Origin of the sequence: Collinsella sp. LCP19S3_F2, from assembly GCF_052121015.1 — a bacterium.
Lineage (GTDB): Bacteria > Actinomycetota > Coriobacteriia > Coriobacteriales > Coriobacteriaceae > Collinsella.
Genome location: NZ_JBQKFA010000004.1, coordinates 120,432 through 133,610 on the forward strand (window position 1 = coordinate 120,432; position 13,179 = coordinate 133,610).

At 59.2% G+C, this 13,179-nt stretch carries 14 protein-coding genes; all 14 read left to right on the forward strand.

The window, feature by feature from the left end:
- Positions 1-57 precede the first annotated feature (57 nt).
- The 14 genes from murC (at position 58) to ACTQX9_RS04960 (ending at position 13,095) form a co-directional block, all read left to right on the forward strand.
- Positions 58-1,476, forward strand: a complete 1,419-nt coding sequence (gene murC / locus ACTQX9_RS04895; RefSeq protein ID WP_427719194.1) for a UDP-N-acetylmuramate--L-alanine ligase — start codon at positions 58-60, stop codon at positions 1,474-1,476.
- A gap of 5 nt (positions 1,477-1,481) precedes the next feature.
- Positions 1,482-2,393 (forward strand): UDP-N-acetylmuramate dehydrogenase, encoded by a 912-nt coding sequence (gene murB / locus ACTQX9_RS04900; RefSeq protein ID WP_441540642.1) that lies wholly within the window; start codon positions 1,482-1,484, stop codon positions 2,391-2,393.
- A 73-nt stretch (positions 2,394-2,466) separates the two neighbouring features.
- Positions 2,467-3,615: an FtsQ-type POTRA domain-containing protein gene (locus ACTQX9_RS04905; RefSeq protein WP_427727621.1), complete on the forward strand. Its 1,149-nt coding sequence runs from the start codon at positions 2,467-2,469 to the stop codon at positions 3,613-3,615.
- A gap of 200 nt (positions 3,616-3,815) precedes the next feature.
- Positions 3,816-4,967: a cell division protein FtsZ gene (ftsZ, locus tag ACTQX9_RS04910; RefSeq protein WP_427719199.1), complete on the forward strand. Its 1,152-nt coding sequence runs from the start codon at positions 3,816-3,818 to the stop codon at positions 4,965-4,967.
- 210 nt (positions 4,968-5,177) lie between these two features.
- Positions 5,178-5,978, forward strand: coding sequence for a polyphenol oxidase family protein (locus ACTQX9_RS04915; RefSeq protein WP_427794145.1), 801 nt, complete (start codon positions 5,178-5,180; stop codon positions 5,976-5,978).
- A complete protein-coding gene (locus ACTQX9_RS04920) occupies positions 5,975-6,811 on the forward strand; it encodes a phosphate ABC transporter substrate-binding protein (RefSeq protein ID WP_441540643.1) in 837 nt (278 codons plus the stop codon). Before ACTQX9_RS04915 ends, ACTQX9_RS04920 begins: the two co-directional genes overlap by 4 nt.
- 1 nt (position 6,812) lies before the next feature.
- On the forward strand, positions 6,813-7,739 hold the full coding sequence (pstC, locus tag ACTQX9_RS04925; RefSeq protein WP_427719203.1) for a phosphate ABC transporter permease subunit PstC: 927 nt from the start codon (positions 6,813-6,815) through the stop codon (positions 7,737-7,739).
- Positions 7,740-7,742: 3 nt separating this feature from the next.
- The gene (gene pstA, locus ACTQX9_RS04930) at positions 7,743-8,648 is read left to right on the forward strand and encodes a phosphate ABC transporter permease PstA (RefSeq protein ID WP_427727613.1); all 906 of its coding nucleotides are present in this window, start codon (positions 7,743-7,745) and stop codon (positions 8,646-8,648) included.
- A gap of 12 nt (positions 8,649-8,660) precedes the next feature.
- Positions 8,661-9,464 carry a phosphate ABC transporter ATP-binding protein PstB gene (gene pstB, locus ACTQX9_RS04935; RefSeq protein ID WP_089571588.1) on the forward strand — a complete coding sequence of 268 codons (804 nt, stop codon included), beginning with the start codon at positions 8,661-8,663 and terminating at the stop codon, positions 9,462-9,464.
- A gap of 92 nt (positions 9,465-9,556) precedes the next feature.
- On the forward strand, positions 9,557-10,414 hold the full coding sequence (locus ACTQX9_RS04940; RefSeq protein WP_427719211.1) for a phosphate signaling complex PhoU family protein: 858 nt from the start codon (positions 9,557-9,559) through the stop codon (positions 10,412-10,414).
- Positions 10,415-10,534: 120 nt separating this feature from the next.
- Positions 10,535-11,272, forward strand: coding sequence for a YggS family pyridoxal phosphate-dependent enzyme (locus ACTQX9_RS04945; protein ID WP_441540644.1), 738 nt, complete (start codon positions 10,535-10,537; stop codon positions 11,270-11,272).
- 60 nt (positions 11,273-11,332) lie between these two features.
- Positions 11,333-12,061: a cell division protein SepF gene (sepF, locus tag ACTQX9_RS04950; protein ID WP_154515266.1), complete on the forward strand. Its 729-nt coding sequence runs from the start codon at positions 11,333-11,335 to the stop codon at positions 12,059-12,061.
- 57 nt (positions 12,062-12,118) lie between these two features.
- Positions 12,119-12,364 (forward strand): YggT family protein, encoded by a 246-nt coding sequence (locus tag ACTQX9_RS04955; protein ID WP_427719264.1) that lies wholly within the window; start codon positions 12,119-12,121, stop codon positions 12,362-12,364.
- A 62-nt stretch (positions 12,365-12,426) separates the two neighbouring features.
- Positions 12,427-13,095 (forward strand): DivIVA domain-containing protein, encoded by a 669-nt coding sequence (locus tag ACTQX9_RS04960; protein WP_441540645.1) that lies wholly within the window; start codon positions 12,427-12,429, stop codon positions 13,093-13,095.
- The last annotated feature ends 84 nt before the right edge of the window (positions 13,096-13,179 follow it).

The window sequence follows — 13,179 nt, forward strand, 5'->3', positions numbered from 1 at the left end:
AGGTGCGGTACAGTTAACGGGTTACAGGCAGTGTTTACGCAAGGAGTACACGAGCACATGGCTGATTCCCAGACTGCAACCTCCGCGCCCGAGTTCAAGAGCGCCCACTTTATCGGTATCGGTGGCGCCGGCATGAGCGGCATCGCTCTCGTTTTGCACGAGCGTGGCTATGCCGTTACCGGTTCCGACCTTAAGACCTCGCGCTACATTCGTCAGCTTACCCGTGCTGGCGTGAAGGTTCATGTGGGCCACGAGGCCGCCACGATCGATGAGGTCAAGCCCGACGTGGTCGTGGTCTCTACCGCTATTCCCGAGTCCAACCCCGAGCTTGTGCGTGCTCGCGAGCTCGGTATTCCTGTGTGGCCCCGCGCCAAGATGCTCTCGGCTCTGGGCCACGGCTACACCACCATCGCTGTTGCCGGTACGCACGGCAAGACCACGACGTCCTCGATGTGTGCCACCATGCTCGACCGCATGGGTCTGGATCCCAGCTTTTTGATCGGCGGTATCGTCGAGGGTTACGATACCAACGGAAAGAACGGCTCGGGTGACTACTTTGTCGCCGAGGCCGATGAGTCCGACAGCTCGTTCCTGTTCCTGAACCCCAACGTGGTCATCGTGACCAACGTCGAGGCCGACCATCTCGACCACTACTCGGGCATCGAGGAGATCGAGGCCACCTTTGCCAAGTTTATGGGCCTGGTTGGAGAGAGCGGTACCGTCATCGTTTGCGGTGAGGACCCGCATCTGGTCGAACTCGCCAAGTCGACGGGTCGCCACGTGCTTTCCTATGGCTTTGCCGAAACCAACGACGTCGTCTGCGTACATCCGGATGTCAAGGGCATTCAGAGCGACTTTACCGTTCGCTTTGAGGATGGGACCGAGCATGCTGTCGAGATCAAGAGCAACCCCGGTCGCCACAACATGCTCAACGCCACGGCAGTGCTAACCGTTGCCCATGTCCTGGGTCTCGACGTCGACGCCGCAGCCGAGGCGCTTTCGAGCTTTGAGGGCGTTCGCCGCCGCTTTACCCATGTGGGCGATATTGACGGCATCACCGTGGTCGATGACTACGGCCATCACCCCACCGAGATCAAGGCGACGCTTGCCGCCGCCTCGTCGCTGGGCTATAAGCATGTTGACGTCGTGTTCCAGCCGCACCGCTATTCGCGTTTGCAGGCGCTGTGCGATGACTTTGCCGATGCCTTCGCCAATGCCGATAAGCTGCTGCTCATCGATGTGTTCTCTGCCGGCGAGATGCCGATTCCGGGCGTAACCTCTAAGATGCTCGCTGACACTGTGCGCGCCAAGCACCCTGGCAAGGAGGTCGTGTACTGCTCCAGCCGTCTCGAGCTCAATCGTGAGCTCGAGAAGATGGTAGGTGAGGGCGATCTGCTGCTTACTATGGGCGCCGGCGACGTTACGACCGTTGGCCCTGAGTTCATCGAGTATCTGACTGCCAAGAAAGACGCTTAGCCCCTATGGGTCTGTTTAACGCCGTCATGGCGCTTTCGGGCATGATCGACACGGATGTAGTCGAGGATGAACGCCTTGCGCGTCATACGAGTTATCGTATCGGCGGCAAGGCCGACCTCTTCGTGACGTGCCATAGCTATCATGCCCTTCGTCGTGCCGTGGCAGTGCTCGACCGTGAGCAGGTGCCGTGGGTCATTATCGGCAAGGGATCTAATCTGCTCGTTGCCGATGCGGGCTATCGCGGCGCCGTCATTTCGCTGGGGCGTGAGTTTCAGCGCACCGTTGTTGCCGAGGACGGTTGCACGCTGACCGTTGGCGCGGGCGTTATGTTCGCACGTTTGGTCAACGATGCCCTGTCGCGCGGGCTTTCGGGCCTTGAGTTTGCGGTTGGCATCCCCGGCTCGGTCGGCGGCGCCGTATCTATGAACGCCGGTACGCGTACCGAGTGGATAGGTTCGCTTGTCGAGGATGTGGTCACGTTTGACCCGGCATCCGGCATTAAGCATTATGCGGGGTCCGAGATTGCCTGGGGCTACCGTGAGTGCAGCCTGCCGCGTAACGAGATTATTCTCGAGTGCGTGCTTAAGCTCAAGCCTGCGCCTAAGGCCGACATTCGCGATCGTATGGAGCGGTACCTGACGAGGCGCAAACGCACGCAGCCCATGGGTCGCGCTTCTTGCGGGTCGGTCTTTCGCAATCCACCCGACGCGAGCGTTGGCAAGCTGATTGAGGATTGTGGATTAAAGGGTTTTTCGGTTGGCGGTGCGGAAGTTTCGCCCGTACACGCTAATTTTATCGTTAATAACGGTACCGCCTCGGCCGATGACGTGGCCGCGGTTATCAGGCATGTGCACGGAAAGGTGAGGGAGGCGTATGGCATCGAGCTCAGACCGGAAGTCAAATTCCTCGGCTTCTAGAGCATCGAAACCTACCTTCCGCCGCGCCGGAGGGCGTTCCGGCGCACCCGTCCAGCCTCAACGCAAGCCCCCTGTGTCCTCCAAGCCCGCTGGATCCGTACGGTCCGCCAAACGTCCGGTCGTCGGCTCGCAACTTGGTGGACGCCCTGCCGCAAAAAAGACGGTTCACCCGGCTCCGCGCCCCTCGGTGACGTCTAAGTCGGCGATGGGTGCCAAGCCCTCTCGCCCCATAGTGACGCCCAAGCCCTCGCTGGGGGCTAAAGCGACGCATCCCGGTCGTACGTTGGGCGCTGCCAAGCCGCGCTCGTTGACGTCGGTGCCCGCCACTAAGGCACCTGCGACAAATAAGGGTATCAATCCGCTGTCGTCGCTTGGCGCCATGGCGAGTAAGACGTCCGAGGCCGCCTCTGCCGTTAAGGGCAAGGGCAAAATCGTGGGCGGTATCTTGGCGGCTGTGGCCGTGCTTGCCGTCGTTGCCATCGTCGTTATCAATTCCGGCCTGTTTGCCGCTACCGATATTCAGATCGAGGGCAGTGAGCATGTGACCAAGCACGATGCCATGCAGCTGATCAGTCTGCCCGAGAACACATCGCTCTTCAACGTAAATCCCGACCAGATTACCGAAGATCTCAAGCAGAACCCGTGGGTTTCGGGCGTGGACGTTCAACGGCAGTTTCCCCACACGCTCGTCATTACGCCGACGGAGCGCAAGGTCACCGCGATCGCTTATATAAGTTCCGACGATCTTGCCTGGGCCATCGGCGACGATGACACCTGGATCGCACCGCTTTCGACCTCTGTGGAGGTGGACGACCAGGGAAATGTCGTCACCTCGGGTGAGGGCGCCAACACATTGAGCGGTATCGATGCTGCGTTGGCGCTGGCCAAGCACTACGGGGCCGTGCTGCTTACCGATGTCTCGGCTGATGTCGAGCCGGTCTCGGGGCGGGCTGTTTCTTCCAAGGCCGTTAAAGCGGGCCTGGATTACGTGCGTGGTTTTTCCGGCGAATTCTTGGCGCAGATCAAGGATATTTCTATACCTTCGGTCGAGGCCATCTCGGCGAATCTTGATAATGGCGTTGAGGTCTCGCTGGGCGATTCTGATGATATCGCCAAGAAGGAACGCGTCGTGACCAAGCTTCTGTCGCAGGTAGAGGGCGTAACCTACATCAACGTTCGGTCTCCCGGCAACTATACGTTTAGAAACGCACCGACCGCTTAGCGTCGGTGCGTGGCTTTGTTGAGGGGCCATACCACGCCGTTTATCTGGTTTGTTTGGTTTTCACGGTCAATTATTTGACTGATACGTTCATAATGTGCAAACATAATACGGTTTACCTTTGCATTTACTTTCAACCTGAAGGTTAATGTGCGCAGGGGTCAACCCATGCTATGGCTATAACCTTTGTTCGGAGGACCGACATGCACGAGACAGAGATCAACAACTACCTTGCCGTCATTAAGGTGGTCGGCGTCGGCGGCGGCGGTACCAACGCGGTCAATCGAATGATCGAAGAGGGCATTCGTGGCGTCGAGTTTGTTGCCATCAACACCGATGCTCAGGCGCTCGCGATCTCTGATGCCGATATCAAGGTCCACATCGGTACCGACCTTACCCGCGGCCTGGGCGCTGGCGCCAACCCCGAGGTTGGTCGCAAGGCTGCCGATGAGTCCCGCGATGACATCGCCGAGGCACTCGCTGGCGCCGACATGGTGTTCATCACCTGCGGTGAGGGCGGTGGCACCGGCACCGGCGCCGCTCCCATCGTTGCCGATATCGCGATGAACGAGGTCGGTGCGCTGACCGTCGCCGTCGTGACCAAGCCCTTCACCTTCGAGGGCCGCAAGCGTAAGAAGAGCGCCGAAGAGGGCATTAAGACCCTTTCCGATTGCGTCGACACCATGATCGTTATCCCTAACGACAAACTGCTCGACATCGCCGAGAAGAAGACCACCATGCTCGAGGCCTTCGCTATTGCCGATGGCGTCCTTTCCCAGGGCACCCAGGGCATCACCGACCTCATCACCGTCCCGGGCATCATCAACCTGGACTTCGCTGATGTTAAGACCATCATGAAGCAGGCCGGCACCGCCATGATGGGTATCGGTACTTCTTCTGGGGACACCCGTGCCGTCGACGCCGCCCAGCAGGCTATTTCCAGCCCGCTGCTCGAGAGCTCTATCGATGGTGCTACGCGCGTCCTGCTCTCCATCGCCGGCTCCAAGGATCTGGGCATCCAAGAGATCAGCGACGCTGCCGACGTTGTCGCCAACGCCGTCGATCCCGAGGCCAACATCATCTTCGGTACCGTTGTCGACGAGTCCCTGGGCGATCAGGTGCGCATCACCGTTATCGCTACGGGCTTCTCCGACTCTAATGTCAACCGTCAGGACGAGCTCTTCGCTGCCCAGCAGTCCCAGAGCAAGGCTTCCGTTGTCGAGCCTCAGCGTACCGCTCCCGCTGCAAGCTCGGCTCAGTCTGCCCCGACCCGCAATGTCGGCGGTACGGAGCTTCCCAATTTTGGTAACGACCAGTTTGAGCTTCCCGACTTCCTTAAGCGTGGTAGCTTCTAGTTCGTTTTTCTCAACGACCTGCACGGGGTGTGTCCATTTGGATGCACCCCGTTTTGTTTCTCGTTTGTAAACGAAAGTCTCCAATCTCTTTACGTTCCCCTTACGTTTGGTTCCTACCGCTGCGGGTATCCTTTTGTAGAAGTATGGCAGCCGTATGGCACGGACTGCTGCGGCTTGGCCGCGATACTCGTGTTATTAGGAGGCTTTAGTATGGCAGCACGTGCGGACAACGTTTCGCGTGTCGACCATGATGGAGTTACGTTGGTAGAGGGCGCGACGCACGATGTCCGCTTTGCCTTCACCGAACGCACTGGCGGTGTTTCCGAAGATGCGTACTCCTCACTCAATCTGGGCTCGCATGTTGGCGATGACCCCTTTGCCGTTCAAGAAAATCGTCGCCGCGTACTCGAGGCCATGGGTGCCGCCGAGTGCGAGCACAACCTGCTTGTCCCCAATCAGGTACACGGTGACAATGTCGTGACGGTGACCTCGAACGGCGCCGATGATCTCGAGAACATTCGCGAGCAGATTGCCGAGGGCTGCGATGCCCTCGTCTGCACGGCGCATGAGGTGCCCGTGATGCTTTGCTTTGCCGATTGTGTTCCCGTTGTGCTGGTGGCTCCCGGCGGCTTTGCCGTGGTGCATTCTGGCTGGAAGGGCACGATTGCGCGCATTTCCGCCAAGGCGTGCCAAGCGCTCTGCGAGGCGGCTGGCTGCAAGCCAGACGACATCTCTGCCTATATTGGGCCCCATATCCTGGGTGACGAGTACGAGGTGTCCCAAGAACTTATGGACCGCTTTGCCTCCGAGTTCGCGTGCATCGATGCTGCCGCTTCTCGTATGCTCGATCTTTCCGCCGCCATTCGCGAGGCGCTGATGGACGCCGGCGTCGAAGCGAACGGCATTGTGGACACCAAGCTCTCCACCGTTCGTCAGAACGACCGCTTTTATTCCTACCGCAACGAGGGCGGCACCTGTGGGCGCCATGCTGCGATCGGCGTGATGCTATGAGAAAGATCGCATCGGTCCTAAGCGCGGCAGTGCTCACGCTTACGCTGTGTGCCTGCTCCTCGGGATCTTCCACGTCTTCTATCACCGTGGCCGGCTCGACCACCTGCCTTCCCATTGCCGAGATTGCGGCCGAGGGCTTTAAGGAGGAGACCGGCACCGACGTGCTCGTCTCTGGCCTTGGCTCTTCTGCCGGTATCGAGGCCGTCAGCAGCGGCACGGCTGACATCGCCAGCTCGTCTCGTGGCCTCAATGCCGACGAGCAGAATCTGGGCCTGACCCCGATTGTAATCGCGCACGACGGCATCGCAGTCATCGTGAACGACGATAATCCGGTCGACAACCTCTCGACCGAGCAGCTTCGTGACATATACGCCGGTAAGATTACCAACTGGAAGGAAGTCGGCGGAGAGGACCTGAAGATTCAGGTTATTAACCGCGATGAGGCGTCCGGTACGCGCGAGGCCTTCCGTACCATCGTGATGGACGGCACGCCGTTCGATCGTCGCTCTGCCGTTCTTTCGGGCACGGGCCAGGTGCGCGATGTCGTGTCCCGTTCACGTGGTGCTATTGGCTACATCTCGCTGGGTTTTGTCGAGAGCCTCAACGCTAAGACTTCGGTTAAGGCTGTTTCGGTCAACCATGTCGAGGCATCCGAGAAGACGGTCGCAAGTGGCGGCTATCCCATCTCGCGCGACCTTTACTTCTTTGTGAAGGGTACGCCTTCGCAGCGTGCACAGGACTACATTGACTATGTGACGTCGGAGAAGATGGACAAGCAGATTCGCGAGGCGGGCTTTATTCCCGTCACCAACGACGGAAAGGGGAGTGAGTAGCATGGAAGCACAGGAAACCCCCCAGATTGAGCGAGAGGCTCAGGCGCCCAAAAAGCGTGAGTTGGCGTTGGTGTCGCGCAGCACCTATCTCAAAGAGAAGGCGCTGCAGTGGATCTTCTTTGCTTGCGCGTTCTTGGCGGTCGTCACCGTCATCCTGATTTTTGTCTTTACCACGTACTCGGCGTTGCCCGTCTTTACCGACATCGGTCTGGCGGACTTCTTTAGCTTTACGTGGGCGCCCTCCGAGGGCCACTACGGCATCATGTCGCTGCTGGCGGGCTCTGGTCTGGTGACGGTCGGTGCGCTCGCCATGGGTGTGCCCCTGGGTGTGGGCACGGCCGTGTATCTGGTCGAGATCGCCGGCAAGCGCGTGCGCAGTCTCATCAGCCCCGCCGTCGACCTGCTGGCGGGTATCCCCTCCATCATCTACGGTTTCTTTGGCATGGTCATCATCCGTCCGTTTATCGCGCAGCTGACCGGCGGTCTTGGCTTTGGTGCGCTGACGGCGTGGTTCGTGCTCGCCATCATGATCGTTCCCACCATCACCACGCTCACCATCGATGCCCTCAATTCCATTCCCATGGGCATTCGCGAGGCATCCTATGCCATGGGTGCCACCAAGTGGCAGACCATCTACAAGGTCGTGCTGCCTGCAGCCAAGTTGGGCATCGTCGATGCGATTGTCTTGGGCATGGGTCGTGCCATCGGTGAGACCATGGCCGTGCTCATGGTCGTTGGCAACGCTCCGGTCATCCCGGACAGCATCTCGAGCCCCATCTCGACGCTCACGAGCCAGATCGCGCTCGACATGAGCTATTCCTCGGGCCTGCACCGCTCGGCTCTGTTTGGCATGGGCGTGGTCCTGTTTATCATTTCCGCCGCATTGGTGGGCATCGTCCGTCTGATTTCCAAGAAGAAGAGGGGGTAGGCTATGTCCGATTCCGTTGACACGACGGTCGATACGACCTCGTCGCGCGAACGCATCAAGCGTGCCCTTTCCCATGGTAAGAAGGGCCGCATCAACAAGGATCTGTCCAACAAGATTATGCTCGGCGTGTTTCGTGCCGCGGCCTATATCACCACGCTGGTGCTGGTCGCCATCATCGCCTATGTAGTTATCAACGGTCTGCCGCACATCTCGCTCGACTTTATCTTTGGCTGGCCGCAGGGCGTAAACGCCGAGGGCGGCATTTGGCCCACTATCGTCTCGACCGTCTACGTGACGGCGCTCGCCATGCTCATCTGCACGCCGGTTGCCGTCTTGGCTGCGGTCTATCTGGCCGAGTATGCCAAGCAGGGCAAGGTTGTCGACATCATTCGCTATGCTGCCGATGCCCTGGCCTCGGTGCCCTCCATTGTTATGGGCCTTTTTGGCTACGCCTTGTTTGTCGAGGCCATGGGCCTGGGTCTTTCGATGGTTTCGGCCGCCCTGGCGCTCGCACTTCTGATGCTGCCCATTGTCATGCGTACCACCGAGGAGGCAATCCGCGCCGTTCCGCGCTATATCCGTTGGGGCGCATATGGCCTGGGTGCCACCAAGTGGCAGGTCGTCTCCAAGATCGTGCTTCCTTCGGCTTTTGGCCGCATCGCCACCGGCATCGTACTTGCCATCGGCCGCGCCATCGGCGAGACCGCCGTGGTGCTCTACACCATGGGCCAGGCCATCAACCTGCCTATTTCGCCGCTCGATTCCGGCCGTCCCATGACCGTTCACCTTTATCTGCTTGCCAATGACGGCATCAACATGAACGCAGCCTACGGCACCGCGCTTTTGCTGATGGCGATTATTCTGGCCTTCAACCTGTTTGCGCGTTATCTGTCGCGCAAACGCCGCTAGTTAAGGAGTCCCATGTCCGTCTATCAGTCCGCTCCCACGCTGGAGCAAGCGGCCATCACGGCCAAGGATTTCAACTTTTGGTACGGTGACTTTCATGCGCTGACGGGTCTCGACCTCAACATCGCCAAAAACGCCATTACCTCGTTTATCGGCCCTTCGGGCTGCGGTAAATCGACGTTTTTGCGCTGTATCAACCGTATGAACGACCTTATCGAGGGCACGCGCGTCGAGGGCACCATGACGCTCGACGGCAACGATATCTATGCCGAGGGCGTCGACCCGGTCGACCTTCGCCGCCGCGTGGGCATGATTTTTCAGCAGCCCAACCCGTTCCCTAAATCCATCTACGAGAATGTTGCTTTTGGCCCTCGTCTGCAGGGCGTGACTAGCAAAAGCGACCTCGATGACATCGTGGAAGAATCGCTCAAGCGCGCCAACCTCTGGAAAGAGGTATCCAATCAGCTCAACAAGGATGGTTTGGCGCTCTCGGGCGGTCAGCAGCAACGTCTGTGCATCGCGCGTGTGCTCGCGGTGCAGCCCGATGTCCTTCTGATGGACGAGCCCTGCTCCGCCATCGACCCCACGTCCGTCTCCAAGGTCGAGGATCTGATGGCCGAGCTGGCGCCCGAGATGACGATCATCATCGTCACACATTCAATGCAGCAGGCAGCTCGCATTAGCGACTACACCGCCTTCTTCTTGCAGGAGGTTGCCGGCGAGCCCGCCACGCTCATCGAGTATGGTCAAACCGACGCGATCTTCACCAGCCCGGTGGATTCGCGGACGGAAGACTATATCACCGGCCGCTTTGGCTGATCGGTGCGACTAGTCCCAAGCCGATCGGACCTGGTCCGGTGCGTATTCACTGTGCGGGCGGCATGACCGCACCCAACTGATTGGAGTGAACCATGCGCAAACTGTTTTCCCGTCAGCTCGTCGAGGCTCGTCACGAGATGTTGAGCATCTACGAGGCTGTAGACCTGGCTCTTCACGACGCCGTGAAGGCCTATGTGACCGACGACCGCAAGCTCGCCACCAAGACCAAGAAGCGCACGCTTTCGATTGACGCGCGCTGCGCCAACCTGGAGGCCGTGTGCTACAACCTGATCGCTACGCAGTCGCCGGTCGCCTCCGACTTCCGCTTGCTGCAGACAATCATCTACGTCGACTTTAACCTGCAGCGCATGACCGATAAGGTTCGCCAGATCTGCCGCGCCACGCGTCATATGGTCAAGGCCGATATCTCGCTGCCCCAGGAGCTCGTCGGTACGGTTGAGGCCGAGGCCGAAGCCGTATACCAGGTGCTGGGCTCGTCGCTTTCCGCGCTCGTCACCAACGATATGTCCATCATCTGCAACCTGGCCGTCGAGGACGAGCCGGTGCATGCGGCCTATGAGAAGTTCTTCCGTACCTTCAACCGCATGGACGCGGGCGAGTTTATGGACGACGACAGCAACTATGACGATCTGCGCCGCGCCATCATGGTTTCGCGCTACCTCGATCGCATCGCCTCGATTTCCATCGATGCCGCCTGCCGTCTGACCTTCCTTTTGACCGGCCAGCGCATGAACGCCGGCGATATCGCCCGTACGGATGAGGATGAGCTCGAGAGCATGCGCGTACCTTCGGGCGAGGGCGTCATCATGAGGCCCGCTGTCGATGCGCGCTTTGTTGCCAAGGTGCCCGCTAACGAGGTGAGCGAGGGTCTTCGCTACCTGCTCGAGCACCTCGAGGACGAGGACGATACCGAGGATGACGAGGAGTAGGGTAGCTCCGTTCGTCGAAAGATTGTAAATACCTAAGTGAGCGCGGCCTTGCACATGCAGGGCCGCGCTCTTGCGTTAGCATGGGACTACTTGTACGTCTGTCTGCGGAGGCGATTGGCAATGGATAATTATTTGAACGTGATGCGCGCTCGCCGCGAGCAGATTCTCGAACGCTTTTATGCCGCACTCGATCGCGCGGGCCGTCCACACAATGCCGCACGTCTGATTGCCGTCTCCAAGACCGTTGGCGTCGATGAGACCGTTGCCGCTATCCAGGCAGGGTATCGTCATTTTGCCGAGAACCGTCCGCAGGAGCTTGTTCGCAAGCTTGCGGGGCTGGCGGAGCATCCGGAGCTGCCCGAGGTGTGCTTCGATATGATCGGTAATCTTCAGACCAACAAGATCAATGCGGTGCTGGGTGCGGCCGAGCTGATTCATTCGGTGGGGTCGCTTCATTTGGCGCAGGCTATCTCGAGCCGTGCCGTCCGCAAGATTGAGGCGGGCGAGCTTTCTGCTCCTCAGCGGGTGCTGATAGAGGTTAATGTAAGCGGCGAGGAGTCCAAGGGCGGCTTTTCACCCGATGAGATTCGTGCCTCCGCCGGCGAGCTTGCGGAGCTTGAGGGAATTTGTGTGCAGGGGCTTATGACCATGGCGCCCCGGGGGAATAAGGATGTGGCGCGCCGCACCTTTGCCGGGCTGCGTGAGTTGAGGGATGAGCTGGAGACGGCACAACCCGATCTGTGTCTACCTGAGCTTTCTTGTGGCATGAGCGAGGACTTTGAGCCTGCCCTTGAGGAAGGCTCGACGCTTGTTCGCCTGGGCAGGGTAGTATTTAGCCCGGAGTTTGAAGTAAAATAAGAGCCTGAAGTGCGCGCTGATTGTCAGAGCGCCTGCATTAGACCGTGAGAGGACACAACCATGGGTTTCCTTGACGAAATTAAAAATAAAATGCACCTAGGCGGCCAGCAGGGTTATGACCAGGGTTATGGCCAGGATGATGATTACGGTTACGATGACGGCTATGACGACGGCTATCAGAACAACGGCTACAGCGGTGCTTCGGGCGAGGGCTTCTACACGCAAGATGAACCGAGCAATGGACTGCTGGGGCAGACACGCCGCGGAGAGGCTGAGTCGGTTGCTGTGTACACGCGTTCCGGTCAACTGATCGGCGACGACTCCCGTCACGCTACGACGTACAATCCGCCTTCGCGCTCTCAGGATGCCGCTGCGGGCGGTTATCGTCCCGGCGCCTATGACACGCCGTCAAGCTACGCCGAGAACGCTCGGGTCCGCGCTGCCGCTGTGCCCGCTCCTGCTTCAACGCCGAGCGATGCCTCTGCCTATGCGAGCAATATCATCAACGCCACGCCTCAGTTGCCGGCCTACGTTCTTCGTCCGGAGAGTTATGACGACGTGGAGACGGTCGTGCGCCGCGTGCGTACCAAGCAGCCTGTCGCGCTGATCTTCGTGGGCGTTCGCACCGAGGTCGCCAAACGCGTCCTGGACTTTAGCTATGGCTTTGCCTGCGGCCTGGGCGCTTCGGTCAAAGAAGTGGGCGATCGCGTGTTTATGGTGCTGCCCGCCGGCTGCGAGGTCAAGGATTCGGATCTTAAGAAGCTTCGCGCCGACGGCTATCTCAAGTAAAGACAAGGTGAGGAGATTCCCATCAACATCTACACCATCGTTCAGCTTGTCAACACGCTGTTTAATTTTTATTCCACGTTGATTGTGGTCTACTGCTTTATGACGTGGATTCCCATGAAGCAGGGTGGTTTGCTACAGGATATCGCGGCGGTGCTCGACGGCGTTTGCGGCCCTTGGCTCAACCTGTTTCGCCGGTTTATGCCGCCGATGGGCGGTATCGATTTTTCACCGGTCGTTGCGATTATTGCGTTGCAGTTGGTGCAGAAGCTGATTCTGCAGCTACTTATAGGTATACTCGTATAGGACTGGCTCAGTAACCTATGTCGGGCGCTTAGCGCCAAGGCGATGATAAAGGAGAACTTGTTATGGCTATTACCCCTGCTGACATCCAGGCTCAGACCTTCTCTGAGGCCAAGCGCGGCTACGATCCCGCCGAGGTCGACGTCTTCCTGGAGACCCTGTCCTCCGAGGTCGACGCTATGCTTGCCAAGATCGTTGATCTTAAGGGTCGCCTGACCGCCACCGAGCAGCAGCTTGCCGATACGCAGGCTCAGCTTGCGCAGGCCCAGGATTCTGCCGCTCAGGCTGCCCCTGCCGCTACTCCCGCTCCCGATTTCTCCGCTCAGGAGCGTCAGATTTCCGCCGCTCTCATCGCGGCTCAGCAGACCGCCGAGGCGATTGTCAACGACGCTAACGAGAATGCTGACCGCATCCGCAACGAGGCCGACGCCAAGGCCCGCGAGGTCATCCGTCAGGCCCTGACCGAGAAGCAGGCCGAGCTCGAGGAGATTGACCGTCTGAAGGCTTCCCGCGAGGAGTTCAAGGCCGAGTATCTCAAGCTCATTCAGCACTTTATGGACGATGCTCAGAATTCCTTCCCGGCCGATCTGCTGGCTTCTACGCCGGTCGGTTCCGCGGCTTCTCCTGCCGTGACCATGCCTGCCGCCGAGCCGCTGCCTGTCGCTGATCCGGTTGTCCCCGTGGCCGACCCCTTCGCCCCGATTGACAACTTTGCCGCGGACGACCTGGACTAGCGCCAAAACTACAATCTAGCTCTTAAAAGGAGCTCGCGCTTGCGAGCTCCTTTTTTGTAGCTGTATACGGGTTGGGAAGCAAAA

Bases quoted from the DNA above. Each gene is read 5' to 3' on its own strand.
- murC (WP_427719194.1), top strand. From the start codon at position 58: ATGGCTGATTCCCAGACTGCAACCTCCGCGCCCGAGTTCAAGAGCGCC.
- murB (WP_441540642.1), top strand. From the start codon at position 1,482: ATGGGTCTGTTTAACGCCGTCATGGCGCTTTCGGGCATGATCGACACG.
- ftsZ (WP_427719199.1), top strand. From the start codon at position 3,816: ATGCACGAGACAGAGATCAACAACTACCTTGCCGTCATTAAGGTGGTC.
- ACTQX9_RS04915 (WP_427794145.1), top strand. From the start codon at position 5,178: ATGGCAGCACGTGCGGACAACGTTTCGCGTGTCGACCATGATGGAGTT.
- ACTQX9_RS04920 (WP_441540643.1), top strand. From the start codon at position 5,975: ATGAGAAAGATCGCATCGGTCCTAAGCGCGGCAGTGCTCACGCTTACG.
- pstC (WP_427719203.1), top strand. From the start codon at position 6,813: ATGGAAGCACAGGAAACCCCCCAGATTGAGCGAGAGGCTCAGGCGCCC.
- pstA (WP_427727613.1), top strand. From the start codon at position 7,743: ATGTCCGATTCCGTTGACACGACGGTCGATACGACCTCGTCGCGCGAA.
- pstB (WP_089571588.1), top strand. From the start codon at position 8,661: ATGTCCGTCTATCAGTCCGCTCCCACGCTGGAGCAAGCGGCCATCACG.
- ACTQX9_RS04940 (WP_427719211.1), top strand. From the start codon at position 9,557: ATGCGCAAACTGTTTTCCCGTCAGCTCGTCGAGGCTCGTCACGAGATG.
- ACTQX9_RS04945 (WP_441540644.1), top strand. From the start codon at position 10,535: ATGGATAATTATTTGAACGTGATGCGCGCTCGCCGCGAGCAGATTCTC.
- sepF (WP_154515266.1), top strand. From the start codon at position 11,333: ATGGGTTTCCTTGACGAAATTAAAAATAAAATGCACCTAGGCGGCCAG.
- ACTQX9_RS04960 (WP_441540645.1), top strand. From the start codon at position 12,427: ATGGCTATTACCCCTGCTGACATCCAGGCTCAGACCTTCTCTGAGGCC.